This is a genomic window from Aquimarina sp. AWH4_224 (assembly GCF_056160245.1).
Window position 1 is genome coordinate 160202 of the sequence record NZ_JBSWWU010000004.1, and the last position, 25829, is coordinate 186030.

Genomic DNA, 25829 nt, shown 5'->3' on the forward strand with positions numbered 1-25829 from the left:
AAATAGCAGGTACACCCTGTTTAGTATTAACAATATAAAACCTAAAGAAAATGGCTCATAAAAAAGGAGTTGGTAGTTCGAAGAACGGTAGAGAATCAGAATCGAAACGCTTAGGTGTAAAGATATTTGGTGGACAAGCTGCCGTGGCTGGTAACATCATTGTAAGACAAAGAGGTACAGCCCACAAACCAGGAGAAAATGTTTATGCTGGTAAAGATCACACCTTACATGCCAAAGTAGATGGTATCGTAAAGTTTACTAAAAAGAAAGATAATAAATCTTATGTTTCTATAGTTCCATTTGAAGCATAAGGACTTTCCTTTGTAATATATAGGAACCCTTTTCATGAAAATGAAAAGGTTTTTTTAATTCCTGCATATTTTGAATTAGCGAATAAAAAATAGGGTATTCGAAAAAGTTAGTTTAACTTTAATTACATAAATCATTAAAATTCTTAATTATGAAAAAACTAACTGTGTGTACTTTATTGTCGGCTTCGATTCTATTTTCTAGTTGTTTGGGTTCTTTCTCGGCATTCAATGGTCTTAGAGATTGGAATGATGGATTAACTGATAGCAAGTTCTTGGATAACCTTATTTTTTGGGTGTTTAATATCATACCTGTTTATGGATTGTTCTTTGTTGGGGATGTGTTAATCTTTAACGTAATTGAATTTTGGAGCGGTTCTAATCCTTTAGCAATGAATGAAGGAGAGATGGAGATGCAAGTTGTTGAAAAAGATGGAAATACTTTTGAGATGATCGCGACAAAAAACAGAATGCAAATAAGGGTTATAGAGGGCGAAAGAAAAGGGGATAAACTGGATTTGGTATATAGCCCTACACATAAATCATGGAGTGCAATAAAGCCTAATGGCGAGGTGATCAAACTTTCTTCTTTTAAAGACGGATTTTATGTAATGCATTTGCCAAATGGGGATGCTGTAAAAATAGATCCTATGACTTCTAGAAGCGAAGGTTTAGCAATGATTCAAAACAAAATTGCTTCTTATGAAGATTGCCTGGTAGCAGAGTTAGATTAAATGATTATATCATACAAAAGAGAATCCCTTTTTTAATTAAAAAAGGGATTTTTTATTCAATACTCGAGCAAACATAGGTTTTTAATGGGGTTGGTAAGTTCAAGATATGTTTGTTTGATTTTTTGTATTTCCTCTTCAGTACAGTCGACTTGCTTGTTTTTAAAATAGTTTGCAATAGGCAAATCGTTGGATTGCATCTGATCTGTTATATCTTTACTTCCGTATTCTTTTAGTAGGCATTTAATAGGGGTTTCCTTAAAAAAATAAATTCTTTTTTGAATAACGTTCCAGTTTTCATTGGTTGCTATCAAATTTTGATTCGTACTGTCATAGATCGATTGATCGTTATCAAAACCTTCTTCGATAAAACAGAAAAAAAGCAAGTTGTTATTGATGTAATAATGATAAGTTACAGAATGATGTCCTTGATCAAGTGTATGCGTGATTAGTTGAAGCTTTGAACCTTGATAGAAATATGATAAAATCCCTTGTAAACTTTGATCAGGACAAGAATAAGAATTGGTCTTTTCTTGTAACAATCCTTCTTCCTTTAGGTTTGTAATGGTCTCAAATTGTGTTTTAATCGTTTGAAATACTTCCTCGTTGTTTTGTGAAAAAACAGTAATACTTACTAACCAAAAACTAAAAAAAAGCCTCATAGCGTTTTAATTATGCTTTCTAAATGTAGTTAAAACTTGGTTATAAAAAAATAACCCTCTACAGAGGGTTATTTTGAATTATTGTAATAAACAATACTTATTTTAGTATCTGTAGTATTCTGGTTTAAATGGCCCTTCAACCGTTACCCCAATATACTCAGCTTGCTCTGGTCTCAATGTTTCCAATTCGACTCCTAAACGTGCTAAATGCAATTTCGCCACCTTTTCGTCAAGGTGTTTAGGTAACATATACACTTCATTCTTGTAGTTCTCAGAGTTATTCCAAAGCTCTATTTGTGCCAAAGTCTGGTTGGTAAAAGAATTACTCATTACAAAACTAGGGTGTCCTGTAGCACAACCAAGATTCACCAAACGACCTTCTGCAAGGATGATCACATCTTTTCCGTCGATGGTATATTTATCTACCTGAGGTTTGATCTCGTCTTTGGTGTTTCCATAATTGTCATTTAACCATGCCATATCGATTTCATTATCAAAGTGACCAATGTTACAAACAATTGCTTTGTCTTTTAACGCTTTGAAGTGTTGTCCTTGAACGATATCTTTATTTCCGGTTGTAGTAATTACCACATCGGCATTACCAATAACGGTATCTAGTTTCTTTACTTCATATCCATCCATCGCAGCTTGCAAAGCGCAGATAGGATCGATTTCTGTTACGGTAACGATAGAACCTGCTCCTCTAAATGATGCTGCAGTACCTTTACCTACATCCCCGTATCCACAAACTACAACACGCTTACCGGCAAGCATGGTATCAGTAGCACGACGGATAGCATCAACTGCACTTTCGCGACATCCGTATTTGTTATCAAATTTGGATTTAGTCACAGAGTCATTAACGTTTATAGCAGGCATCGGCAATGTTCCGTTTTTCATTCTTTCGTATAAACGATGAACACCAGTGGTGGTTTCTTCAGACAATCCTTTGATATCATCTACCAATTCTGGGTATTTGTCTAATACCATATTGGTAAGATCACCTCCATCATCTAGAATCATGTTAAGCGGTTTACGATCTTCTCCAAAGAAAAGCGTTTGCTCGATACACCAATCAAACTCTTCTTCGTTCATTCCTTTCCAAGCGTAAACTGGAATTCCTGCATCCGCAATAGCAGCTGCTGCCTGATCCTGTGTAGAAAAGATATTACAAGAACTCCAGGTAACCTCTGCTCCTAAAGCTACTAGTGTTTCTATTAATACAGCAGTTTGTATCGTCATGTGTAAACATCCTGCAATTCTAGCTCCTTTAAGGGGTTGTTCGTCTTTATATTCTTCACGTAGAGACATTAATCCTGGCATTTCTGCTTCTGCCAATTCAATTTCTTTTCTTCCCCATCCTGCAAGAGAAATATCTTTTACTTTGTAAGGAACATAAGGTGCTGTTTTAGTACTCATAATATTTATTTTATGTATATCCAGTGCTTTTTGGTATTTAGCACTAAATTGTTCTAAATTCGTTGTCAGAAAATCTGAGAAATATTCTTTCGATTTTCAGTTTGCAAAGGTACGTAATAACTTTAATACTTTAAATGCCTCTTTACAAAACTATAACAGTAGATCAAAGTACTAAAGTGTTGATTTGGAAGATTGAAGAATCTTATGAAACACTAGCAGAAGGAATAGCATTAACTCCACATTGCAGTGCAAGAGTGAACGGGATGAAATCAGAAATGCATCGCAGAGGTTTTATGAGTATACGCCATCTTTTAGCAGAAGCAAATTACAGTGATTTTGATTTGTTTTATGATGATTTGGGGAAGCCTCATTTGAGAGATGAAAATTATATTTCGATCACACACTCCTATAATTTTTCAGGAATTATTATTAGTGATAAACCTGTAGGGATTGATATTGAAAAGCAACGTGAAAAAATCAATAGAATATCACACAAATTTGTTTCTGAAACCGAACTGTCTTTTATTCAGAATAAACAACTAGACGTTACCAGAGCACTAACAATTATCTGGGGAGTCAAAGAATCTCTTTATAAGTTGTATGCAACACCAGGTTTAAGCTTTGAACAACATGTACAAGTTGCTTCTTTCGATTTTAGCTCTCCATTTGTTGGTGGAAAGGTTAATTATGAGAATCAAACTACCGAATTTGACCTCGTTTATGACGAATTTGAGGGTTTTACATGCGTTTATGTAACTCCTTTTTGAATGAGAAAATTGATAGGTAACAAAGTATTGCGTCAAGACACTAAAAAGAAAAAGAATTTAAAATGAAATTTCATCAAGAAATAGTTAGGTTTTATATCTTTTAACTTATCTTGATACGATGTAAACCTCGATTTTAATGCTTTTTCAAATTATTGACAAATTAATAATATACAAAAGTGAACATTACAGATAAAGATATTAAACTCATAAAATCGAAAGGCTTAACAGTAGATAAAGTTTTATCCCAAATAGAAACTTTTAAAAATGAGATACCTTTCGTTCCATTAAGGCACGCAGCCACACTTGAAAATGGAATACTTAAGTTTTCAGATCATTATCAATCTGAACTTACCAAATTATATAATTCAAGATCTGCACATCTCGATACTATAAAGTTTGTTCCTGCATCTGGAGCAGCGTCCCGTATGTTTAAAGAGTTATTTCGATTTCTTGACAATTACGATTTCAAAAAAGAAAGTTTAAACTCGTATACCAATCACGAAAAAGCGAATGCTATTCGACTTTTTTTGATAGGACTAGAGAAGTTCCCTTTTTACCATACAGTAATGGAAAAGGTAAAAGATGTTTATCCAAAATTTGAATCGCTATCAGAAGGTAGGCAGCTTCATATTTTTGTTGAAATGATGCTAAAAGAAAAAGGATTGAATTTTGGAGTCTATCCAAAAGGATTGCTTCCTTTTCATAAATATAATGAGGGTATTGCTACCGCTTTTGAAGAGCATTTATATGAAGCAGCAGGATATAATACCAACCAAAATGGAGATTCAAAATTACACTTCACCATTTCTAAGGAACATTTAAAAGCATTTAAGGGAGAATTTGAAAGGATTAAGAAGAAAGTTGAAGAAAAAACCAATACTAATTTTCAAATTTCATATTCTTTTCAGAAACCCGATACAGATACAATTGCGGTAGACGAAAACAATGAACCTTTCAGAGCTGATAATGGTTGTTTGTTTTTTAGACCTGGAGGACATGGTGCATTAATTGAAAATCTGGATGATCTGGATGCCGATATTATTTACATAAAAAACATTGATAATGTAGTTGTTCGCAAGTATCAGGATGAGGTAACTGGTTTTAAAAAAGTGTTAGCTGGTAAATTGTTGGAGATCCAGGACGAAGTTTTTAGAATTTTGCAAGCGCTAGACGAAAAGACTCCAACGGAAGCAGAACTTACGGACATTAAAAAATTCTTGGTTCAACAATTAAACGTAAGACTACCATTAGATTTTGATAAGTTCTCCGAAAAATACAAACTACAGTTTCTGAGAGAATCCCTAAACCGACCCATACGTGTTTGTGGTATGGTAATCAACGAAGGGGAGCCTGGAGGTGGGCCGTTTTGGGTCAAAAAAGAAAATGGTCGTTTAGTATTGCAGATTATAGAAACTGCCCAAATCGATAAAGATGATCATCGACAGTCTGAGATTTTGAATAGTGCTACACATTTTAATCCTGTGGACCTTGTATGTGGAGTCAGAGATTATAAAGGAAAGAAGTTCAATTTATTAGATTTTGTGGATCCTGAAGCGGGGTTTATTACCAAAAAGACGATGAATGGTAAAGTGCTTAAGGCATTAGAATTGCCTGGTTTATGGAATGGAGCAATGTCCAATTGGATCAGTGTCTTTGTAGAAGTTCCTCTAACTACGTTTAATCCAGTAAAAACAGTGAATGATTTGCTAAAATCAGCCCATCAAGTAACGCTTTTCTCTTGAACATTGCGGTAATCATAAGTGAATTAAATTTTAAGGCTGTACGGAGTTCGGGTGCAGGTGGACAACATGTAAATAAGGTGTCTTCTAAAATTGCGTTGAGCTTTGATATTAAAGCTTCTTCTGGACTTACAGATGCTGAAAAAGTTATGTTGCAGCATAAGTTGTCTTCCAGATTGACTAAGACGGGACATCTGATTTTGTTTTGCAGCGATAGCAGGAGTCAACACAGAAATAAAGAATTAGCGATTAAAAGATTGGTGGAGCTTTTAAAGACACATTCAAAAGCACCTCAAAAAAGAAAACTAACTAAACCTTCCAAAAGTTCTGTAAAAAAGAGATTGGATGCCAAGCACAAACAATCTTTAAAGAAAACCAACCGTAAAAAACCCTTGTTCTAGAAATACATTATAAAAAAGTGTGTAATATTTCTACACTTTTGTGTGTATTCTACAGTTTTTTTGACACTTTTTTTATTTCTTAAAATGTGTAAAACACTGGCAATCATGTGTTTATTTGTTTTTCTAATTGTTTTAAAGAATTGGAACAATTATTACTATATAAATAGTGTAGAAACGACTTTTATAAAACCCATGAAAAAGTTACCAATGATAGTAGCAATTGTAGTAAGTATTTTTTCAGCACAGGGTGTTTTAGCTCAGGATGAATTAGCTGTAAATGATGGATTTGAGTTTAGAGAGTATGAACAAGAGCATCAAGAGTATACTGAAATTACAACATCAGAAATGTCATTACTGGTGCATCAAGCAGCGGTGAGGGATTATAAAGAATTTAGAATTGTAAGAGCATATATGTCAAAAGACAACACGTATAAGATGCTTTTGCATGATAACGATAACAACAACAAAGTTGTATTTGCAAGCGCTACGGGCGAATGGATAACGCCAAACGACAATAAATCTTAAATCTAGGGGTAGAAAAAGGATATCGTTTTGCAACCAAAGGACGATATAAAGTTGTTTAGTGCTAAAAAAGAGACTCATTCCCAAGGGTCTCTTTTTTTATGTTTTTATTCGAACGAACTGTATTAAATTGTACTTTTATAACACAGATTTGCTTAATAAATTACCGAATATGTCAAAAATACTTATTGTAGAGGATGATGTTGCTTTTTGTACAATGCTTAAGACCTTCTTAGAAAAAAAGGAATACCAGGTCGTTACTGCATTTTCTGGTAATGAGGCTGTGGCTAAAATTAAGGAGGATACTTTTGATGTTGTTTTAGCAGATGTGAGACTTCCGGATCGGGATGGTATTACGTTGCTTGAAGAAATTTTGACGAGTAACCAAAGCACACAAGTGATTATAATGACTGGATATGCCGAAATTAATATGGCGGTTAATGCAATCAAACAAGGAGCTTTTGACTATGTGTCAAAACCATTTAATCCGGATACAATTTTACAAACCATTGAAAAAGCTTTGAATACCAGAGGTGTCGTAGAGAGTAAACCTCAAAAAAAAGAAGTGCGCACCAAAGAAGTACCTGCATCTTCAGGCGATAGTTTTGTTCGTGGAGTAAGCGATGCTTCAAAAAAATTGAATGAATATGTAGCCTTGGTAGCACCTACTCGCATGTCGGTTCTTGTAGTTGGAGACAGTGGAACAGGAAAAGAATATGTGGCCAGTAGTATTCATAAGGCTAGTAAAAGATCAGAAAAACCCTTTGTTGCTGTAGATTGTGGGGCTATACCAAAAGAAATTGCCTCAAGCGAATTTTTTGGTCATATTAAAGGTTCTTTTACCGGTGCTGTAAATGATAAAGTAGGGCATTTTGAAGCCGCAAATGGAGGAACATTATTTTTGGACGAAATCGGAAATTTAAGTTACGAATTACAGGTACAGTTGCTTAGAGCACTTCAGGAAAGGAGAATAAAACCTGTTGGAAGCAATAAGGAAATTGAAGTAGATATAAGAGTAATCGCAGCAACCAACGAAGACTTAAGTCTTGCGGTAAAAGAAGGCGAGTTTAGAGAAGATCTATATCATAGATTGAATGAATTTTCAATAAAAGTCCCTCCGTTAAAGGATAGAATTGAAGATTTGATGCTCTTTGCGAATCACTTTTTGGAAGAGTCGAATGCAGAATTGGATAAACATGTTGTTGGATTTGCAGACGAGGTGCTAGAAGCTTTCAAAAATTATACTTGGCCAGGAAACCTTAGAGAGCTTAAGAATATAGTTAAACGTTCTGTACTTCTTTCTCAGGACGAAATGATCACCTTAAGTATTTTGCCTCATGATATTGCATATGCTACTCATAATTCTAAGCAAACCTATGGATTATTTAAGAATCAAAATGAGCAAGAGTTAATACTGGATGCTTTAGAAAAGGCAAATGGGAACAAGGCAAAAGCAGCCCGAATGTTATCTATCGATAGGAAGACCTTGTATAACAAACTGAAGCAATACGATATCAGTCTTTAGTTTTCTACTTTAAGTTTGTCAATTAGGCTTTCTATACTGCTTATTGCTTTTTGGGAAAGCTCAAGAACTTCCGAATCTTTCATGTCATACTGTTCAGGGTGCTCTAGTCGAGTTAAAACAGGAACTACTTCTTTAGCTTTTATTTGCTTAAACATCGGAAGCATTTTATGAGCAATCTTCTTGATTTGGCTGATGTTTTTTTTGGATACCATAGTCTTTAGATCTTTGATGTTATCGACCGTACTCTCATAAAAAGTATCCAAAATAGCGTACAAAGAGTCAGAGTCACCGTGGGCAAAAAGCATTAAGTCATTAAGAGAATATTCTTCTGAATCCGAAAGATTAGGCATCTCGTTTTCATATTCGATAAGATCAACATTTAATATCCTGGCAATAAGGTCGATCAATTCTTTGGGAGCATATGGTTTTCTTAAATTTCCCGAGAAACCTGCATCCTGATATTCAGAGACAGAAGTATCTGTTCTTCCAGATAAGGCAATCACGGGTAAGTTCTCTTTTTTCAACTCTTCTTTTATGGTTTTAATGAGTACAAAGCCATCCATTTTAGGCATTTGTATATCGGTCAAAACCAAATCATAGTCGTTTTTCTCTAGCAAGGCAACAGCTTCAAGTCCATTCTCGCAAACGTCATATGTCAGACCGGCTAGCGTCGCTACCTCACTAGTTAAAGATAGTTGACTAGGGTCGTCATCAACAATTAACACCTTTTTATTTGAGAAGTTTTGTATCTCCAGTACTTCGGTTTCTTCTTCAGGAACCAAAGAGTTAGATTGTTTTATTGGGATATAGATGGTAAAGACACTCCCCTCTTCTGGTTCACTTTTTAAAGTGATTTTACCATTCAGTAATTGTATAATTTTCTTAGTAATCGACAGTCCTAATCCGAAACCACCAAATTTCTTTTCGGTATCCTCATCTCCCTGAGAGAATTCTTCAAAAATAACTTGCTGTTGCTCTGCAGTAATTCCTATTCCTGTATCTTTTACCGCAATTACCAACTGTTTTTCTGAAAGGCCATTTTCAATAACCGTGCTTTCTACGACAATTGAACCTTCATCAGTAAATTTATAGGCATTATGAAGTAGATTAGTAAGAACTTGCTTAATCCGAAAAGGATCGCTGATGTATTGCTTTTTTAATAAGTCATCGGTAATGATCTTAATATCCAGATTCTTTTTATCGTTAACAGGAATAACACTGGAAATGGTGTTTTCTATTAATTTTTCGGGAGAAAAAGGCAGCTCTTCGATAATCATTTTGCCCGCTTCCAGTTTGGATAAGTCCAAAAGGTCATTCACTAAATGAAGAATATAATCAGAAGACTTTTTGAGGTGTCCCAAATAGTGCTTTTGTTTATTGCTTAAACCAGTTCTCTCCAAAAGATCAGAGTACCCTATTACGGTATTAAGTGGAGAACGAAGATCATGGGTAACCGTATTAATCAAGGATTCTCTTGTTTTTAGAAGAGATTCGGTATAGGCTTTTTCGGATTCTAATTCGTTCCGGTATTTTTGACTTTTAGAAACATCTTTGGTAATCAAAAACAGAAAGATGATGGCGATCAATACGCTGATTACCGCAATAATCATAATGATATTCGAGGTGTTGTTTAAAATTCGATTAGAAGCCTCTAATCTTGCGCGATATTGATTTCTTTCATTGCGTTCTATTGCTGCCAACAAGTCTCTAAGTTGTTTGGTAATGACCTGATCGTTCTTGAGTAGATTATTTTCTTTGACAGAGATTTCTCGCTTGTATTTTTGATCTCTCCTCTCTAATTCTGCAAGTACTTGTTTTACAGAGGTTGCCAAAGAGTCAACGGTTTGATTAGTTAGTCGTTTTGCATTATCTTTTTTGGTATATTCTAAGATGTCGATCAGTGCTCTTTTGGTGCGTTCATCATAGTTTTTGAATCGTTTGTCATAGTCTTCGTATCCGCCAAAACTTTTATTTACTTTTTTCAACTCATCGATAGCGGTTTCATATAACCCTTTCTGTTTGCGTTGCTTATAGATTTTAATAAGCTCTTCGAGGTTTTTATTCTTGCGATCAATTAAGGATTCTATGCTATCAATTTTTTGGGTCTGTAATGTGTCGTCTGAGATTTGTGATACCTTATCAATAGTATTTAGAATAGTATCAATTTTGATCTTATAAGTTTTAAACTTATTAGTGTCATAGGTTTGAACAATATTTCTTGTTAAGCTTTCTGCCTCATACAGACCAGTGATTGCTTCACCTACTAAGAATAATTTTTCATTATTATAGTTTTCCATCTCTGCCGTCTGGGTATAATTATTTAGCTGCTGATAAATAACCCAAAAAGCAGTAACGGCAAGTAACCCGGCAAGTAGGTAACCCGCTATAATTTTATAAGTAACCGATCTTTTAGTGTTCTTCATGTTGTCTTGTTCACCTAATAGTACTAACTTAAAAAATGCAAAACCATTGTTTTAAGTGTATTAAAGTTACAATAAATCAATATAACCTTGTATTTTTGTATTCAAATTTAAAGAGTACAGCGATCTTTGATCTAAAACTCGAATAAATTCAGTAATAGAACGTTAAAAAATTAATTTTAGCGGCTTTGTTACTAGAAGATTAAGTATTTTTATCATAAATAAGCTTTAGGGGTGTCCTTAACTTTGGTTTTGGTCTGAGAAATACCCTTTGAACCTGATGCGGTTAGTACCGACGAAGGGAAAAGTTATGATCACTTCAGTATGTTGTGATTTTTCTTATCAACCTGGTTGTATAGATACTTTCTAAAGTTTATGGATTAATCCAAAAAATGATATGACCATAAACGTAAACAATCAGTCTCAATCTATTTCAGAAGATAGTTCTATTGAAAAGCTACTGGCGCAGTTACAGATTTCTACAAACGGAATTGCTGTTGCCGTTAATAATGAGGTGATTTCAAAAGAAAACTGGAGACAATTAACACTAAAAGAAAAAGACGAAGTTACCATTATCCAGGCTACTCAAGGTGGATAAGATTTCTATTATATGAATTATTGCTAAACCACAAAACTCAAAATTTATACCGATGAAGAAAAAAGATACTGCTCCCAAGGAGAACATTATTACAACCAAACCATTTCCTAACTCACAAAAAATTTATGTGCCAGGAAAAATTCATCCGCAAATCAATGTGGCTATGCGGGAAATTTCACTTTCAGACACTACAGATAGTTTTACTGGAAAAAAGACACCAAATCAACCCGTAACGGTTTATGACACTAGTGGACCATATACTGATCCTTCCAAAACGATAGATGTTCATAACGGTATAGAACCTATAAGAGAACAGTGGGTGATGGATAGAGGTGATGTAGAAGAATTAGAAAGTTTTACCTCTGTATATTGTAATGAGCGGTTAAATGATGAGAGTTTGGATCACTTAAGATTTAATCATATCCGTAAGCCTAAGAGAGCCAAAAAAGGAAAAAATGTATCTCAAATGTATTATGCCAAACAGGGGATTATTACCCCAGAGATGGAATACGTTGCGATAAGAGAAAATCAAAAATTACAGGAAGCGAAACGATTGTCAAAACAACATCCAGGGCAAGATTTTGGAGCTAGTATTCCTGATGTAATTACTCCTGAGTTTGTAAGAGATGAGGTGGCGAGAGGTAGAGCGGTTATTCCTTCAAATATTAACCACCCAGAAAGTGAACCTATGATTTTGGGAAGAAACTTCCTGGTAAAAATCAATGCTAATATTGGTAATTCTGCTACGACTTCTAGTATCGAAGAAGAAGTAGAGAAAGCGGTTTGGGCTTGTCGTTGGGGAGCAGATAATATTATGGACCTATCTACTGGTAAAAATATTCATGAAACCAGAGAATGGATCATCCGTAACTCTCCGGTTCCAGTAGGTACTGTACCTATTTATCAAGCCTTAGAAAAAGTAGATGGTAAAGCCGAAGATCTTACCTGGGAAATTTTTAAAGACACGCTTATAGAACAAGCAGAGCAAGGGGTGGATTACTTTACGATTCATGCTGGGGTTCGTTTGGCATATGTTCCTATGACTGCCAAGAGAATTACTGGGATCGTATCTCGTGGAGGTTCTATAATGGCAAAATGGTGTTTGGCTCACCACAAAGAGAGCTTTTTGTATACCCATTTTGAGGAGATTTGCGAAATCATGAAAGCCTACGATGTAGCCTTTTCTCTAGGAGATGGATTACGACCAGGTTGTATCGCCGATGCTAATGACGAGGCGCAATTTGCTGAGTTAGAAACCTTGGGTGAATTGACCAAGATTGCCTGGAAACACGATGTACAAACCTTTATCGAAGGACCAGGTCACGTGCCTATGCACATGATCAAAGCTAATATGGACAAACAACTTGAAGCCTGTGGAGAGGCTCCTTTCTATACATTAGGACCTTTAACTACTGATATTGCACCAGGATACGATCATATTACTTCGGGAATTGGAGCAGCAATGATTGGATGGTACGGTACGGCAATGTTATGTTATGTAACTCCAAAAGAACATTTAGGATTACCAAATAAGGACGATGTTCGTACTGGGGTGATTACGTATAAGCTTGCAGCTCACGCGGCAGATTTGGCCAAAGGACATCCGGGAGCACAGCATAGAGATGATGCGTTGAGTAAAGCAAGGTTCGAGTTCCGTTGGGAAGATCAGTTTAATTTATCTCTGGATCCAGAATTAGCTAGAGAATATCATGATGAAACACTACCGGCCGAAGGAGCAAAAATTGCGCATTTCTGCAGTATGTGTGGACCTAAATTCTGTTCGATGAAAATCTCTCAAGAGGTACGTGATTATGCAGCTAAGAAAGAGATTGATGATCAAAAAGCCATCGAAGAAGGAATGAAAGAAAAGGCTGAAGAGTTTAAAGAAAAAGGTAGCGAAGTATATCTATAATCTTGTATAAATGGGATGAGTAAAAGATTCGTAATAGATATCGAATCTTTTGCCAATTCCGATAAAAAAAGAATATGCTAATTGTACTTACTTCCGAGAGAGCTATCGAAGATGAAGCGGCCAAAATCAACGCGTTGTTTGATGCAGGTTTAGAGCGATTACATCTCAGAAAACCTAGCTTCAGTATTGATGGTTATCGGGCACTTTTGGATCAGATAGATCCAAAATTCTATAACCGAATTATGCTGCACGAACACCATGAATTAACCCAAGAATATGCTCTTAGAGGTATTCATCTGCAGGAGCAAGCAAGACTAAACCTGGAAGATGCACTACAAGCTACTTTGAAGGTTTATGAAAATAAGGGATTAAAAGTTTCGAGTTCTTTTCATAGCATCGAGGATATTGTTGATAGCTCAGGAAATTTTGAGTATGTGCTTTTAAGTCCGGTTTTTAGATCGATATCCAAGGCAGGTTATGAAGGGAAAGGTTTTGATGTAAATCATCTCGACGAGTTTGTTGTGGGTATGGGTGGAATTAACAAAGATACACTTCAGGCAACATTTGATTTAGGTTTTAAAGGCGTTGGAGTGTTAGGTGGCGTATGGAATACAGATGACCCTTTGTCTAGCTTTGGTGCTATTCATAACAAGTGTAAAGAAGTAATAGCATCGTAATCGATGAAGACACGACCAAATGTATTGACTGTGGCAGGGTTTGATCCATCAAATGGAGCAGGTCTAACCGCCGATATCAAAACTTTTGAAGCATTAAAAGTGTATGGTTTGTCGGTCTGTACGGCCAATACTATTCAAAATGATGTGGACTTTGTTTCGTCGCATTGGGTAGATCTAGAGGTGATTAAACATCAAATAGACATTTTGTTTGATCGTTTCACCATCAAATATGCCAAAATAGGGATTGTTCCTGATTGGAGTAGACTATTAGAAATTATAGAGGTATTACAAGACAAAAACCCGGATATAAAGATTGTGTTAGATCCTGTATTAAAATCCAGCTCAGGTTTTGATTTTCATGATACAGATGCGTCAATTTTGGAGAGTGCGGAACAGCTTTTTAATACTATTTTGAGTAAAGTATACCTGTTAACGCCTAATTATAAGGAGATTGAAGAGTTATTTCCTAATAAAACTATTGAAGAGACTATACAGCATATAAGCGGTAAAACCAATGTCTTATTAAAAGGAGGTCACAGAAAAGATGCACTGGGAGTCGATGAGTTATTTACCGTAGAAGGAAAACACTTCGTGTTTAAACCGAAAATAGATAGTGTTTCAGAAAAACATGGAAGTGGTTGTGTTTTTTCTTCTGCAGTAGTAGCCTATTTGGCACAGGGATTTTCATTGCAGAAAGCCTGTTTCAGAGCCAAACGATATATAGAACGAGTGCTAAGCTCTAATCAAAGTCTTTTAGGATATCATAGTATATAGAAATTAGAATGCACCTATGAAGGAAATAAGTTTACAATATATTTCTCAAGGAGATACGCCAGAAAAGCACCTTGAAAATATTACTAAGGTATGCCAGGCCGGAGGTAGATGGATACAACTACGGTTGAAAAATGCCGATATGGGCACCTCTTTGGCTACTGCTATCAAATGTCGAGAAATCTGTGATCAATACGAGGCTATTATGATTGTAAATGATCAGGTGAGTATTGCCCAGGCAGCGAAGGCCGATGGCGTGCATTTGGGATTGGAAGATATGAATCCAATAGAAGCAAGAGCCATCCTTGGTGATAATTATATCATCGGAGGTACTGCAAACACCCTGGAAGATTGCATACAACACTCAAAAAATGGAGTGGATTATATTGGTTTGGGGCCATTTCGTTTTACGATAACCAAAGAGAAATTAAGTCCAGTTTTAGGAACAGAAGGATATACCAAGATACTGTCAGAGCTTCAACAACGACATATTGAAACTCCGGTAGTCGCTATTGGAGGAATTTTGGGAAAAGACATCTCTAACCTTTTAGAGACAGGAATTACAGGTATAGCGGTTTCAGGAATGTTGACCAATCAGGAAGGCGATGATATCAAAGAAAAAATTGAAAATATTAAAAACACGTTTAGATTAAAGCAATGGATACATTAAGAATAGCAGACAAAGAGTTTTCTTCGCGCTTATTTACAGGAACCGGAAAATTTAGTTCTTCGGTGTTGATGAGGGATGCATTATTAGCTTCAGAAAGTGAGTTGGTTACCGTAGCCTTAAAACGTGTCGATGTGCAAAATGAAAATGATGATATTTTAAATCATTTAAGTCACGAGCGCATTAATTTATTACCAAATACCTCTGGTGTTCGTAATGCAAAAGAGGCCATTTTTGCGGCTCAGTTGGCAAGAGAAGCTTTGGAAACCAACTGGATAAAACTCGAAATTCACCCAGATCCTAAATATTTGTTGCCGGATCCTATAGAAACATTAACTGCAGCAGAAGAATTGGTGAAACTAGGATTTGTGGTGATGCCGTATATCCATGCAGACCCCGTTTTGTGTAAAAGACTAGAAGAAGTGGGAACACAGTGTGTAATGCCTCTGGGAGCCCCAATTGGGAGTAATAAAGGTCTCAAAACCTTAGATTTTTTGGAGATTATTATCGATCAAAGTAATGTTCCTGTAATTGTAGATGCGGGTATCGGTAGTCCTTCTCATGCAGCTCAAGCGATAGAACTTGGAGCAGATGCCGTTTTGGTAAATACAGCAATAGCAGTTTCACAAGATCCGGTTGCCATGGCAAATGCCTTTAGGATGGCAGTAGAAGCTGGAAGAATAGCATATAATGCAAAGTTAGCCCCCATAAAAAAACATGCAGAGGCAAGTAGCCCGTTAACAAGTTTTCTAAATGAATAATAACTTCAAAGACATATTTGATCAGTATGACTGGGATACGGTTCTGAATGATATTCTGACCAAAACCGAGGCGGATGTACTACAGGCAATGCACACTACCAAAAGAACCACCGAAGATTTTAAAGCATTAATTTCTCCGGCTGCAAAACCGTATTTGGAGCAAATGGCTCAGATGAGTAGTCAAATTACCAAAAAGCGCTTCGGAAATACAATGCAGATGTATGCACCCATGTATTTGAGTAATGAGTGTCAAAATATCTGTACTTACTGCGGGTTTAGTATGACCAACAAAATCCCAAGAAGAACATTAACCGACGACGAGATTCTTAGGGAAGCGGATTATTTAAAAAGTAAAGGATACGACCATATTCTATTGGTAACAGGTGAAGCTAACAAGACGGTGGGTGTGGATTACATTAATCATTCCATCCAATTGATTCGTTCGAAATTTTCAAATATTAGTATCGAAGTGCAGCCAATGGATCAAAATGATTATGAAACTTTGATGGAGAGCGGTTTATATGCGGTATTGGTGTATCAGGAAACCTATCATAAAGAAGAATACAAAAAACATCACCCCAAAGGACGGAAATCAAATTTTGAATACCGTTTAGAAACACCGGATCGATTAGGTCGTGCAGGCATACATAAAATTGGATTGGGAGCCCTTTTTGGATTAGAAGACTGGAGAGCTGATAGTTTTTTTACAGCTTTACATCTTAAATACCTTCAAAAAACGTATTGGAAAACAAAATATTCCATTTCGTTTCCAAGGTTACGTCCACATAGTGGAGGATTAGAGCCTAAAGTGGAGATGACGGATGCAGATTTGGTACAGCTTATTTGTGCGTACCGCATGCTTGATGAGGATGTAGAATTATCGATGTCTACCCGTGAAAGTGAAATTTTTAGGGAACATATCGTTAATTTGGGAATTACCTCAATAAGTGCAGAATCCAAAACCAATCCGGGAGGATATGTGGTAGCACCGCAATCCTTAGAGCAATTCGAAATATCAGACGAACGCGCTACAGAAGATGTGGTGACAATGCTTCAAAATCGTGGATTAGAAGCCGTTTGGAAAGACTGGGATCAAAGTTGGTAATCTCCTAATTAGAAACGGTAAGCGTGTTGCCATTTTTTTCTACTCTATACGGAAGAAGAGGTTGGCCACCTTCGCCCTGTACTTGTTGCCCAAAAGAAGTAATTTCATATACATTATCATTACCACAATTAGAAACCGCTCTAGTGGCTTGAACATCCAAAGCAGAACAATCCATAAGAGGGATATTGGGATCACTTAGTTCGTAAGCAAAAAACTGCTGATCATTTTGATTGTATAAAATTAATCCTCGAATACCTCTTCCTTCAGTTCGATCAACTACAATTCCGCCAGGAAATCTTAGATTCACGAATTGAGGTAAATTGAGATTGATTTGAGCTGTAAAACCAACATTTGGTAAATTAGGATTGTTTCTATTGTCATCATCACTGCTGCATGAGGCAATTAAAAGTATACCTAACAAAAACACTATCTTTTTCATAACACTATTATTCTGTTGCCAAATTACGTAAATTTGTGGTCTTCCGTAAAATTTTTGTTATCTTTGGATAACGAATCCCATAGCTATGGGATTTTTTGTATTTATATAAACGATGAAGTTATGAGCAAAGTATCTTATTACACTGCAGAAGGGCTAAAAAAATTACGAGACGAATTAAATAATCTTAAAGATATAGAACGCCCAAAGGCTTCGCAAGCTATTGCTGAAGCACGTGATAAAGGTGACCTTAGTGAAAATGCCGAGTATGATGCTGCCAAAGAAGCGCAAGGTCTGCTAGAGATGAGAATCGCTAAATTAGAGGAAACCCTGGCTGGAGCCCGTCTTATAGATGAGTCGCAATTAGACACTTCTAAAGTGTTGATTCATTCTACGGTAAAAATTAAAAACCAGACTAACGGAGCTGAGATGACATACAAACTTGTAGCTCAAAGTGAGGCGGATCTTAAAACAGGCAAAATTTCTGTAGATTCTCCTATTGGTAAAGGCCTTTTAGGAAAGAGTGTAGGAGAAGTTGCCGAGATTCAGGTTCCTAATGGGACAATGAAGTTTGATGTCGTTGAGATTACCAGAGAATGAGAATTAAATTTAACAACTAACCCAGAAAGCCTTTTTTATCTTTTTAAAAAAGGCTTTTTTATGGTTTCGACTTACAAATAAATAACCTATATTTCGAATATCATAAACCGACTAAAATTTAATTAATGCCTACCCTATTCACTAAAATTATTAATGGTGAAATTCCGTCGTACAAGGTTGCCGAGGACGAGAATTTCTACGCTTTTTTGGACATAAGTCCAAATGCAAAGGGGCATACCTTGTGTATCCCGAAAAAAGAAGAAGACAAAATATTCGATCTTGGGGAAGATGAATACCTGGAGTTGATGCGTTTTTCGCGCAAAGTTGCCAAAGCTCTGGAAAAAACAGTTCCTTGCAAGAGAGTTGGAATCGCTGTTGTAGGATTAGAAGTGCCGCATGTACATGTGCATCTTATTCCTATTAATGAAATGAAAGAAATGACATTTCAACATAAAGTTTCTATGACTACCCAAGAGTTTGAAACCTTGGCTGCAGAGATCCAATCGAATTTATAGCGCAATGATGCAAGATTCAGAATTTAAATTATCCCTTACTCTGCGAATTGATTGGAGTGAGATGGATACGTATCAGCATGTAAATAATGTAAATTTTATGAAATACATGCAAAGTGCTAGAGTGCAGTTTTGGGAAGTAAGTGGGTTAGCTCAAATGTATGCCGAAACCAAAAAAGGGCCTATGTTGGTCTCTACCAAATGTGATTTCAAACATCCTTTGTTTTTTCCTGGAAATGTCATCATCAAAACGAAAGTTGAGTTTATTAAGAATTCCAGTTTTGGACTACATCACAAGTTGTATAACGATGATGGTACGCTTTGTGCCGAGGGGCATGATGTAGCCGTATGTTTTGATTTTAATATTGACAAAACATTTGCAATCACAGATGAGTTGCGATTGGTAATGTCAAAATATGAATAGGACTAAGCCAGACCCAAAAGATCTGGGTGATATAAATATAAATATCCACCCAAAGCGATTACAAGTACCAAAAAAGAGAGTAAGTAAAAAAGACCAGTAAATTGAATAGAAGCAGGTTGTGTGTTGATGGTTTTTTTATGATACTCATAAACACGCTCTATGTCCTTGGTCCATTGACCAGGAAAAATATGACTTCCACACTTGTTACAATGAATATCCTCTATGGTATCCTTTTTGGTTTTTATAAAAAGGCTGGATATTTTTTTCTCTTGTTTAAAAGAAAGGACCATCCCGTCGGTGGCATAACATTCAGGGCAATTGTTGGTAAGTCGCGCTTCTTTTAGAATAATATATTCTGTTTTCACCTTGTTTGGGTTTTGGAACTATATAACGTATTAGAATTTATATTGTTATACGCTAGCACCAATTTTACGAAGGGTAATCTGAAAAGTAGTTCCTTTTCCGATATCAGATCTCAATACCTTGATCCGACCAGAATGATATTCTTCTATAATTCGTTTGGCGAGAGATAATCCTAACCCCCATCCTCTAGCTTTTGAAGTGTAACCAGGTTCGAATATCTTGGTGAATTTTCCTTTCGGGATACCTTTTCCAGAATCTTTAATTCTAATAAAAACACGTTTGGCATCATCGGTAAGGTGTATATTCAAATCTCCTTTTCCTTTCATAGCATCAATGGCATTTTTTACCAGATTTTCTATAGTCCATCCATATAATTGAGAATTCAAATACACAGGAATGGGTTTGTCCGGCAGATCTATAGAAAAGTTAATTAGTTTAGAGCTTCGAGATTGCAAATAGGTATAGGCATCTTGAGTTTCTTTTACAATATCGGTTTCCGCAAAATCAGGGATAGATCCAATTTTGGAGAAACGCTCTGTAATCACTTTCAGACGTGAAATGTCTTTTTCAATTTCAGTAATATACTCAGGATTTACGTGCTCACTTTTTAGAATTTCATTCCACCCCACCAACGAAGATAATGGGGTTCCGATTTGGTGAGCTGTTTCTTTTGCCATACCAGCCCAGAGCTTATTTTGTTCGCTAACTTTAGAGGTGGTAAAAAAGAAATAAATTACTCCGATCAATAAAAATAAAATAAGAGCGATGGCTATAGGATAGTATTTCAACTTATTCAAAACGTCTGAGTGACCGTAGTGGATATAAGTTGTTTCTTTTAAATTAAGTTCTATAGGATCATTCTCGGACTTGATCTTTTGTAAAAAGGACTGCAATTTTCGTTCACTTTCGATAGTGCTTTGCGGTACATTTTGAATATATCGAGGATCTGGTTTTCCCAACGAGTCTCTGATAAAATTTCCTTTAGAATCTGTGATGATAATAGGCATGGATTGATTAGTTCCCCCTATCAAAAGAACCAAATCCAAATAATCATCGGATTGATCGCTGATGAAGGCTTTTCGGGATTGTGTCCAGATTTCTATTTTGGTTCGTTCATCATCTTTAAAACGTTGCAGGAAAAGCGAAGTATTCCATAAAACCAGCGCAGTTATCACCAAAACAGCAATGATAATGAAATAGCTCGAAAAATTACGTTCGTCGGAAAAATTCATTTTTTTAAGAAGCAAACCACAATTTCTAAATATATAAAAGTGAAATTTTTGAACTCAAAAATTTCACTTTTATATATTTAGAAGAAAATGCTTATTGTACTTGATAGCCAAGAACGTTCCACATTTCATTTGTTTCTGTATCCAGAATATAAAGCCCTGGAGGATGACCATTACAAGGATTGCTATCATTAACAATGATTTTTACCAATTCTCCTCCTTTAATAAGATTTCCTTCAGATCTAGAAATCTCATATTTTTTGAATTTTTTCATGATTTGTATGATTTATTTTTAAGTAAACTTACGAAAATATTTGAATTTATTAACTTCCATAATAATAAATTGAAGGATCTATTGTTCCACAAGATACAAAAGCCAGAGTTTACCTTTTAAGGACCAAACTTTGGTTATCTTTGCTGCAGATAAAATAAAACAATGATAACAATAGATCCTTCTCAGGTTGCAACAGGAAAGTTACACGGGTATTTACTGGGAGCAGTAGGTCCAAGACCAATAGCATTTGCCAGTACAGTAGATAATGATGGGAACCCCAACTTATCTCCTTTTAGCTTTTTTAATGTGTTTAGTGCTAATCCTCCTATTCTTATTTTTTCTCCTGCCAGGAGAGTGAGAAACAATACTACCAAACATACTCTGGAGAATGCCGAGCTTACCAAAGAAGTAGTGATTAATATTGTAAACTATGATATTGTACAACAAATGTCCTTATCTAGTACCGAATATCCCGAAGGAGTCAATGAATTTGTAAAATCGGGCCTTACGATGGTAGCTTCAGAAAAAGTAAAACCATTTCGTGTGGGAGAGTCTCCTGTTCAATTTGAGTGTAAGGTGAATGAGATCATTCCAATGGGAAAAGAAGGTGGAGCCGGGAATTTGGTGATTTGTGAAGTAGTATTAATGCATATCAATGAAGATATCCTAGGTCAAGATGGTAGAATTGATCAGAAAAAGATTGATCAGGTCGCTCGTATGGGTGGTAATTGGTACACTAGAGCAAAAGAAGGAATGTTTGAAGTGCCAAAACCATTAAGTACTATGGGGATTGGCGTAGATGCCTTGCCCGAAGCGATTAGAAATAGTACGATTTTTACAGGTAACGATTTAGGAAAGCTGGCTAATGTAGAGCAAATTCCTAATAAAACTGAGGCCGTTGAGATTGTTAATAAGATAGGGGACATTATGGATAAAATTCAGCAGGCTAACCAAATAGAAATTCATAAATTTGCTAAGCAATATCTGGATCAGGATGATACAGATACGGCATGGAATATTTTAGCAGCAAAATAATACTTAAGAAAGATGGAAGTACAAGGTAAAGTAAAGATGATCGGTGAAACTCAAACCTTTGGTAGCAATGGTTTTAGAAAGAGAGAGATTGTAGTGACAACAGAAGAACAATACCCGCAACACATTATGGTGGAGTTTGTTCAAGATAAATGTGACCTTTTGAATAGTTTTCAAGTAGGGCAAGATGTAAAAATAAGCATTAACCTACGGGGAAGAGAGTGGGTAAATCCTCAGGGAGAAACCAAATACTTCAATTCTATCCAGGGATGGAGAATCGAAAGTTTACAACCAGCTGCTCCAGCAAATGCTATGCCACCAACACCACCGGCTGATGCTTTTGAACCAGTAAATGATCTGAATGAAGAAGATCATGATGATCTACCATTCTAAGAGATAAAGAACGCTATAAATAGCACGCTTGTCGTGTTGTTAAGTATAAAAGTAAAAAGTCCGATACAGCTGTATCGGACTTTTCATATTGTGGTTTAGGTTAACCTTTTAATAAAACTCAAAAAAGCAATGATGAACAAAATTTATCTTAAAAGGTCTTAACAAATATTGCGATTTTTTTGGTCAATTCAAACAACTGATTGATATTTAACGTTGTAGAAACCTTTATAATTTTGTTTTGTTTATTCTCAGTGATTCTATAGACTTTCCTCCAGTAGGTTATGCCAATGCTGACGGCCTGTTGGCGTTGGGAGGAGACTTATCTGTAGATCGATTGATCAAGGCATATCATAGTGGGATATTTCCTTGGTATAATGAAGGAGAGCCTATTTTGTGGTTTTGTCCTGATCCCAGAATGGTCTTATTTCCCGATGAGTTGAGAATAAGCAAAAGCATGCGCCAGTTATTAAGAAGAAATGCTTTTACCGTTACTTTCAATACCGATTTTGATGGAGTCATCGAGAATTGCGCAACGGTTAATCGTCCTGATCAATACGGAACTTGGATTACCAGTGATATGCAAGAAGCGTATAAGAAATTACATAAAATAGGATATGCTATTTCTGTTGAGGTGTGGAAAGACAACGATTTGGTCGGGGGATTGTATGGAGTTTTATTGAAAGAAAAGAAAGTGTTTTGCGGCGAGAGCATGTTTGCCAAAGTAAGTAATGCTTCCAAGTACGGTTTTATTCATTTGGTAGATTGGTTACAACAAAAAGAAGTGAAGCTTATCGATTGCCAGGTATATACAGATCATTTAGCTAGCCTTGGAGCTAGGGAAATTGAAAGGAAGGATTTTTTACATTATCTGAAATAAACTCACATAAATAACTTTTATGAAAATTCATAATTTAGGAAAAGAACAGACCGTTTTAAATCAGTTTGTATTAGAACTTCGGGATAACATGATCCAGAAAGATGCCATGCGTTTTAGAAGGAATATTGAACGAATTGGAGAAATCTTAGGGTATGAAATGAGTAAAACGCTAGATTTTGAAACCCAAAAGGTGCAAACTCCATTAGGAACCAAAGAAGTTTCTGTGCCAGCTAATGATTTGGTGTTGTGTGCTATTTTAAGAGCAGGTTTACCCTTGCATCAAGGGCTGCTTAACTATTTTGACAAGGCAGAGAATGCTTTTATATCAGCCTATCGTAGTCATGATCCTAATCAAGAGGATGAAAATGCTTTTGAGATCGTGGTGAACTATTTGGCATCCCCCACTATAGACAATAAAACCCTGGTATTGATTGATCCTATGTTGGCTACGGGAAAGACTCTAGAAACTACTTTTGAAGCGTTGAAAGGACATGGCGTACCAAAAGCGATTCATGTCATTTCTGTAATCGGTTCAGAACAGGGGATATCTTATATCGATAAGGTTTTTGATGATAATACCCATCTTTGGATCGCCGCTATTGATGAGGAGATGAATACCAAAAGTTATATCGTTCCGGGATTGGGTGATGCGGGAGATTTATCGTATGGCAGTAAGCTTTAAACTTCGTTATATCGAAAACAATCTACCGTATGGTCATTAACCATCCCCGTTGCCTGCATAAAAGCATACATCACGGTAGAACCTACGAACTTAAAACCTCTCTTTTTAAGGTCTTTACTCATCCGGTCGGATATTGGGGTAGTAGCTGGGATTTCTTCTTGAGATTTCCATGCGTTTTTAATTGTTTTTCCATCCACAAATCCCCAGATATAGCTATCGAAACTTCCAAATTCCTTCTGGATTTTTATGAAGTTCTGTGCATTAGTAATCGCAGAGTTGACTTTCAGTTTATTTCTGATGATCCCCGGGTTTTGTAGCAGTTCCTCCTTTTTTTGATCGGTATATTGCGCTATTTTGTGATAGTCGAAATTATCGAATGCCAATCTAAAATTTTCTCGTTTTCTTAAAATCGTGATCCAGCTTAGTCCTGCTTGAAATGTTTCTAATACCAAAAATTCAAAAAGTAATCGATCATCGTGCAATGGCACGCCCCACTCGTTATCGTGGTAAGATTCATAAAGTGGATCTCCAATACACCATCTGCATCTGTGTTTTGTCATAGTTCTCGTTTTGAAAGTTAAATATATTACTTTCGTACTCAATTTTGAGGTTTGTAAGTTTTAAAGATTTGTATCGTCTTATCTCTTAACCAAATTTAGGAGAAGATAACATGGAAACAACGACAATGACAGTAAATGAATTAATCGAAAAAGGAATTGAAAATTCATATTCCTATCAAGAATACAGAACATTAGTAAGTGATTTATTGGCCGAAGGTAAATCTACGGGTAATGAGCAGTCTGAAGCATTAACAAATTATAGTATGCTTAATGACCGCCGAATGAAAAGATTGGATAAAACCTTAAAACTGGATGAAGCCGTTACAGAAGCTTTTTCTGATGCCAAAGTAGACCATATTACCTGGGTAGTATTGACCGAAGGTTGGTGTGGGGATGCTGCGCATTCTATACCAGTCATTAACAAATTGGCTGAGCTTAATAGTGGGATTGATTTAAAAATCGTTTCGCGAGATAATAATGACGAGTTGATGAATAACTTTTTAACCAACGGTGGTAAGTCAATTCCAAAATTAATTGCTTACGACACTCAAAATAAAGAAGTTATTGATACTTGGGGGCCAAGACCTTCTATAGCAACCCAAATGGTGAATGATTACAAAGAGAAGCATGGGGGGTTAGATCCAGAATTCAAACAAGATCTTCAAGTGTGGTACAACAAAAACAAAGGAGCGAACATTGCACAGGATCTGTTGCAATTATTACCTAAATAATCGTCTAATTCGAGTAATTAAAATAATACGTAATAGAGCCTTCTTGCTCTTCGATTGTAGAACGCGAAAACAGTGCTTTTCTTGCATAATTCATAGCATTATCAAATAAGCATTCGTTTCGCGTTGTAGATCGTTTTTTATCCACCTTGGTATCGATCACGTACCCATTTTTGTTCACTTCAATTTTTACAACTACTTTACCACTAGCATTACATGTATATACTGGGTTCGGTAAATCGATAGATTTTCTGCCTTTTAGTGTATAGGTAAGTGAGCTATTTCTGTTATTCGTTTCTTTATCATCCTCTTTGGTAGCCTCTTCTTTATTCAATTCTTCGCTCTTTTCTGCCTCCAAAGGTACTTCGCCATTTTCGTTGGTTAGTGTTTCTTCATTTTGTGCTGCAGTTTCGTCAGATTTCATCAAAGATTTGATTCGCTCTTCGATTTCGTCATGATCTTCAAAATCCTCGTTGTAAGCAGCATGAGTTCGTTTCGAAGCGATAAGGTCTCTGGTTTCCTCTTGTTGAGGTTCTTCTTCTTCAGCTTGTTCTTCTTCGGCAATGAACTCTTCAGGAATTTCCATAAGAATTTCGGATTGTTCTTTTTGTTTTCTAAACATATTGATGTTATAAAGACTAAGAACAAAAATCCCCATCAATAATGATGTGATTATAAGGGCTTTATGTTTTTCTATAAATTCCATAGGTAACTATAACTAATTTTTTTATACA

31 protein-coding genes and 1 riboswitch are annotated in these 25829 nt (G+C 35.9%); of the genes, 22 read left to right on the forward strand and 9 right to left on the reverse strand.

Features of this window, described 5'->3' with window-relative positions; all coding sequences use genetic code 11:
- The first annotated feature begins 50 nt into the window (after nt 1-50).
- Together rpmA and ACXAGJ_RS09590 are read left to right on the forward strand one after the other, a co-directional pair.
- On the forward strand, nt 51-311 hold the full coding sequence (gene rpmA / locus ACXAGJ_RS09585; protein ID WP_073318462.1) for a 50S ribosomal protein L27: 261 nt from the start codon (nt 51-53) through the stop codon (nt 309-311).
- Nucleotides 312-460: 149 nt separating this feature from the next.
- A complete protein-coding gene (locus tag ACXAGJ_RS09590) occupies nt 461-1042 on the forward strand; it encodes a DUF3332 domain-containing protein (protein WP_474839261.1) in 582 nt (193 codons plus the stop codon).
- A 56-nt stretch (nt 1043-1098) separates the two neighbouring features.
- Here ACXAGJ_RS09590 and ACXAGJ_RS09595 read toward each other — a convergent pair whose 3' ends face one another.
- Nucleotides 1099-1701 carry a hypothetical protein gene (locus tag ACXAGJ_RS09595; RefSeq protein WP_474839263.1) on the reverse strand — a complete coding sequence of 201 codons (603 nt, stop codon included), beginning with the start codon at nt 1699-1701 and terminating at the stop codon, nt 1099-1101.
- A gap of 102 nt (nt 1702-1803) precedes the next feature.
- Entirely contained in the window at nt 1804-3120 is a 1317-nt protein-coding gene (gene ahcY / locus ACXAGJ_RS09600) for an adenosylhomocysteinase (RefSeq protein ID WP_474839265.1), read from the reverse strand.
- Between the two features lie 134 nt (nt 3121-3254).
- On the opposite strand from ahcY, the gene ACXAGJ_RS09605 reads away from it, so the two are divergent.
- The 5 genes from ACXAGJ_RS09605 to ACXAGJ_RS09625 all read left to right on the forward strand — a co-directional run bounded on the left by ACXAGJ_RS09605 (nt 3255) and on the right by ACXAGJ_RS09625 (nt 8074).
- Nucleotides 3255-3887 carry a 4'-phosphopantetheinyl transferase family protein gene (locus ACXAGJ_RS09605; RefSeq protein ID WP_474839267.1) on the forward strand — a complete coding sequence of 211 codons (633 nt, stop codon included), beginning with the start codon at nt 3255-3257 and terminating at the stop codon, nt 3885-3887.
- 176 nt (nt 3888-4063) lie between these two features.
- The gene (locus tag ACXAGJ_RS09610) at nt 4064-5629 is read left to right on the forward strand and encodes a DUF4301 family protein (protein ID WP_474839269.1); all 1566 of its coding nucleotides are present in this window, start codon (nt 4064-4066) and stop codon (nt 5627-5629) included.
- Nucleotides 5626-6027 carry an alternative ribosome rescue aminoacyl-tRNA hydrolase ArfB gene (gene arfB, locus ACXAGJ_RS09615; protein WP_474839271.1) on the forward strand — a complete coding sequence of 134 codons (402 nt, stop codon included), beginning with the start codon at nt 5626-5628 and terminating at the stop codon, nt 6025-6027. Before ACXAGJ_RS09610 ends, arfB begins: the two co-directional genes overlap by 4 nt.
- A 207-nt stretch (nt 6028-6234) precedes the next feature.
- Nucleotides 6235-6552, forward strand: coding sequence for a hypothetical protein (locus ACXAGJ_RS09620; protein WP_474839273.1), 318 nt, complete (start codon nt 6235-6237; stop codon nt 6550-6552).
- 169 nt (nt 6553-6721) lie between these two features.
- A complete protein-coding gene (locus ACXAGJ_RS09625) occupies nt 6722-8074 on the forward strand; it encodes a sigma-54-dependent transcriptional regulator (protein WP_474839275.1) in 1353 nt (450 codons plus the stop codon).
- Here the strand turns inward: ACXAGJ_RS09625 and ACXAGJ_RS09630 are convergent.
- On the reverse strand, nt 8071-10497 hold the full coding sequence (locus ACXAGJ_RS09630; RefSeq protein WP_474839277.1) for a hybrid sensor histidine kinase/response regulator: 2427 nt from the start codon (nt 10495-10497) through the stop codon (nt 8071-8073). The genes ACXAGJ_RS09625 and ACXAGJ_RS09630 overlap by 4 nt on opposite strands.
- Before the next feature lie 217 nt (nt 10498-10714).
- Nucleotides 10715-10815: riboswitch (TPP riboswitch) on the forward strand.
- 76 nt (nt 10816-10891) lie between these two features.
- Here ACXAGJ_RS09630 and thiS point away from each other — a divergent pair.
- From thiS to thiH, 7 genes are all read left to right on the forward strand, one after another.
- Nucleotides 10892-11092, forward strand: a complete 201-nt coding sequence (gene thiS / locus ACXAGJ_RS09635) for a sulfur carrier protein ThiS (RefSeq protein ID WP_474839279.1) — start codon at nt 10892-10894, stop codon at nt 11090-11092.
- A 52-nt stretch (nt 11093-11144) separates the two neighbouring features.
- Nucleotides 11145-13004 (forward strand): phosphomethylpyrimidine synthase ThiC, encoded by a 1860-nt coding sequence (gene thiC, locus ACXAGJ_RS09640; protein WP_474839281.1) that lies wholly within the window; start codon nt 11145-11147, stop codon nt 13002-13004.
- Between the two features lie 74 nt (nt 13005-13078).
- Nucleotides 13079-13681 (forward strand): thiamine phosphate synthase, encoded by a 603-nt coding sequence (locus ACXAGJ_RS09645; protein ID WP_474839283.1) that lies wholly within the window; start codon nt 13079-13081, stop codon nt 13679-13681.
- Nucleotides 13682-13684: 3 nt separating this feature from the next.
- A complete protein-coding gene (locus ACXAGJ_RS09650) occupies nt 13685-14455 on the forward strand; it encodes a hydroxymethylpyrimidine/phosphomethylpyrimidine kinase (RefSeq protein WP_474839285.1) in 771 nt (256 codons plus the stop codon).
- Between the two features lie 16 nt (nt 14456-14471).
- Nucleotides 14472-15122 (forward strand): thiamine phosphate synthase, encoded by a 651-nt coding sequence (locus ACXAGJ_RS09655; RefSeq protein ID WP_474839287.1) that lies wholly within the window; start codon nt 14472-14474, stop codon nt 15120-15122.
- On the forward strand, nt 15110-15880 hold the full coding sequence (locus ACXAGJ_RS09660; RefSeq protein WP_474839289.1) for a thiazole synthase: 771 nt from the start codon (nt 15110-15112) through the stop codon (nt 15878-15880). The genes ACXAGJ_RS09655 and ACXAGJ_RS09660 overlap by 13 nt, the downstream gene beginning before the upstream one ends.
- On the forward strand, nt 15873-16985 hold the full coding sequence (thiH, locus tag ACXAGJ_RS09665) for a 2-iminoacetate synthase ThiH (protein WP_474839291.1): 1113 nt from the start codon (nt 15873-15875) through the stop codon (nt 16983-16985). Before ACXAGJ_RS09660 ends, thiH begins: the two co-directional genes overlap by 8 nt.
- Before the next feature lie 4 nt (nt 16986-16989).
- Here thiH and ACXAGJ_RS09670 read toward each other — a convergent pair whose 3' ends face one another.
- Nucleotides 16990-17424 carry a hypothetical protein gene (locus ACXAGJ_RS09670; protein WP_473283512.1) on the reverse strand — a complete coding sequence of 145 codons (435 nt, stop codon included), beginning with the start codon at nt 17422-17424 and terminating at the stop codon, nt 16990-16992.
- Between the two features lie 120 nt (nt 17425-17544).
- Here ACXAGJ_RS09670 and greA point away from each other — a divergent pair, with 120 nt between their 5' ends.
- The 3 genes from greA (at nt 17545) to ACXAGJ_RS09685 (ending at nt 18957) form a co-directional block, all read left to right on the forward strand.
- Nucleotides 17545-18021 carry a transcription elongation factor GreA gene (greA, locus tag ACXAGJ_RS09675; RefSeq protein WP_473283510.1) on the forward strand — a complete coding sequence of 159 codons (477 nt, stop codon included), beginning with the start codon at nt 17545-17547 and terminating at the stop codon, nt 18019-18021.
- A gap of 125 nt (nt 18022-18146) precedes the next feature.
- Complete coding sequence (locus ACXAGJ_RS09680) at nt 18147-18536, forward strand: HIT family protein (RefSeq protein ID WP_474839294.1); 390 nt, start codon at nt 18147-18149, stop codon at nt 18534-18536.
- 4 nt (nt 18537-18540) lie between these two features.
- The gene (locus ACXAGJ_RS09685; protein WP_244548169.1) at nt 18541-18957 is read left to right on the forward strand and encodes an acyl-CoA thioesterase; all 417 of its coding nucleotides are present in this window, start codon (nt 18541-18543) and stop codon (nt 18955-18957) included.
- A 2-nt stretch (nt 18958-18959) separates the two neighbouring features.
- On the opposite strand, the gene ACXAGJ_RS09690 is transcribed toward ACXAGJ_RS09685, so the two are convergent.
- From ACXAGJ_RS09690 to ACXAGJ_RS09700, 3 genes are all read right to left on the reverse strand, one after another.
- Entirely contained in the window at nt 18960-19322 is a 363-nt protein-coding gene (locus tag ACXAGJ_RS09690) for a hypothetical protein (RefSeq protein WP_474839296.1), read from the reverse strand.
- 45 nt (nt 19323-19367) lie between these two features.
- A complete protein-coding gene (locus ACXAGJ_RS09695) occupies nt 19368-20552 on the reverse strand; it encodes a sensor histidine kinase (protein WP_474839298.1) in 1185 nt (394 codons plus the stop codon).
- A 91-nt stretch (nt 20553-20643) separates the two neighbouring features.
- Nucleotides 20644-20823: a hypothetical protein gene (locus ACXAGJ_RS09700; protein ID WP_474839300.1), complete on the reverse strand. Its 180-nt coding sequence runs from the start codon at nt 20821-20823 to the stop codon at nt 20644-20646.
- 162 nt (nt 20824-20985) lie between these two features.
- On the opposite strand from ACXAGJ_RS09700, the gene ACXAGJ_RS09705 reads away from it, so the two are divergent.
- From ACXAGJ_RS09705 to upp, 4 genes are all read left to right on the forward strand, one after another.
- Nucleotides 20986-21858 carry a flavin reductase family protein gene (locus ACXAGJ_RS09705; RefSeq protein ID WP_474839302.1) on the forward strand — a complete coding sequence of 291 codons (873 nt, stop codon included), beginning with the start codon at nt 20986-20988 and terminating at the stop codon, nt 21856-21858.
- A gap of 12 nt (nt 21859-21870) precedes the next feature.
- On the forward strand, nt 21871-22248 hold the full coding sequence (locus ACXAGJ_RS09710) for a DUF3127 domain-containing protein (RefSeq protein ID WP_474839304.1): 378 nt from the start codon (nt 21871-21873) through the stop codon (nt 22246-22248).
- A gap of 238 nt (nt 22249-22486) precedes the next feature.
- Nucleotides 22487-23125 carry a leucyl/phenylalanyl-tRNA--protein transferase gene (aat, locus tag ACXAGJ_RS09715; protein ID WP_474839306.1) on the forward strand — a complete coding sequence of 213 codons (639 nt, stop codon included), beginning with the start codon at nt 22487-22489 and terminating at the stop codon, nt 23123-23125.
- 19 nt (nt 23126-23144) lie between these two features.
- Entirely contained in the window at nt 23145-23807 is a 663-nt protein-coding gene (gene upp / locus ACXAGJ_RS09720; RefSeq protein WP_474839308.1) for a uracil phosphoribosyltransferase, read from the forward strand.
- Here upp and ACXAGJ_RS09725 read toward each other — a convergent pair.
- A complete protein-coding gene (locus tag ACXAGJ_RS09725; protein ID WP_474839310.1) occupies nt 23804-24367 on the reverse strand; it encodes a DNA-3-methyladenine glycosylase I in 564 nt (187 codons plus the stop codon). The two genes, upp and ACXAGJ_RS09725, sit on opposite strands and share 4 nt — an antisense overlap.
- Nucleotides 24368-24477: 110 nt before the next feature.
- Between ACXAGJ_RS09725 and ACXAGJ_RS09730 the strand changes: the two genes are divergently transcribed.
- Nucleotides 24478-25098, forward strand: a complete 621-nt coding sequence (locus ACXAGJ_RS09730) for a thioredoxin family protein (RefSeq protein WP_474839312.1) — start codon at nt 24478-24480, stop codon at nt 25096-25098.
- Between the two features lie 4 nt (nt 25099-25102).
- Here the strand turns inward: ACXAGJ_RS09730 and ACXAGJ_RS09735 are convergent, their stop codons facing one another.
- Nucleotides 25103-25801, reverse strand: coding sequence for a hypothetical protein (locus ACXAGJ_RS09735; protein WP_474839314.1), 699 nt, complete (start codon nt 25799-25801; stop codon nt 25103-25105).
- Nucleotides 25802-25829: the final 28 nt, after the last annotated feature.